The following is a 730-nucleotide window of genomic DNA, read 5'->3' as shown; positions in this document are numbered from 1 at the left end:
CGCCGGAAGTGCTGCTGTTCTCGAAGAAGGTATGGGACGGCTTGTCCAAGGACGACCAGGCGCTGATCCGCAAGGCGGCCAAGGAGTCGGTGCCGGCGATGCGCAAGCTGTGGGACGAGCGTGAAGCGAAGGCGCAGCAAGTGGTCAAGGCCAGCGGCGCGCAGATCGTGACGGATGTGGACAAGGCCGGCTTTACGGCGGCGATGAAGCCGGTGTATGAGCGCTTCGTGACCGACCCGGCGCTCAAGGACGTCGTCGCCAAGATCCAGAAAAGCGCACATTGATTCCCTGTCCCTCATGACAAGCATGAGGTGACACGACACTGATGGAAGCCTGCCGGCTTCCATCATTGAACCGTTTCTGGATTCTGGAGGCCGTATGTTAGATGCAGCGATCAAGGCGGATGTCGCTCCGCCTGTTGAACAAGACAAGATAATGTTTCTTACCAAAATGAATGGGGCCCTGTGCCGCGCGGCGATGATCCTGGCGGTGCTCGGCCTGTTCGGCATCGTCTTCGTGGTGATATGGCAGGTGTTCGGCCGCTATGTCATGAACGACACGCCGACCTGGGCCGAGGGCGCCGCCCTGGTGCTGGTCATCTATGTCACCATGCTCGGCGCCGCCGCCGGCGTGCGCGACGCCGGCCACATCGGCATGGAATCCATCCTCGTGCTGCTGCCCGAAAAACTGCGCGAGAAGTTCGAGATCGTCATCCACTTCGTCGTCGGCT

The 730-nt window shown here is 61.0% G+C and carries 1 protein-coding gene and 1 pseudogene; both read left to right on the top strand.

The genetic code is table 11. From position 1 onward, the window contains the following. Positions 1 to 284 (top strand): annotated as a pseudogene (locus tag FH061_RS30175) (TRAP transporter substrate-binding protein); the annotation flags it as partial. A gap of 151 nt (positions 285 to 435) precedes the next feature. Then, positions 436 to 730: TRAP transporter small permease (locus FH061_RS30170; protein ID WP_192805340.1), on the top strand; the 295-nt coding region annotated here is incomplete at its 3' end.

It is taken from the genome of Noviherbaspirillum aerium, assembly GCF_008929045.1.
Taxonomy (GTDB): domain Bacteria; phylum Pseudomonadota; class Gammaproteobacteria; order Burkholderiales; family Burkholderiaceae_D; genus Noviherbaspirillum; species Noviherbaspirillum aerium.
This window is presented reverse-complemented; position numbering and strand designations above follow the sequence as displayed.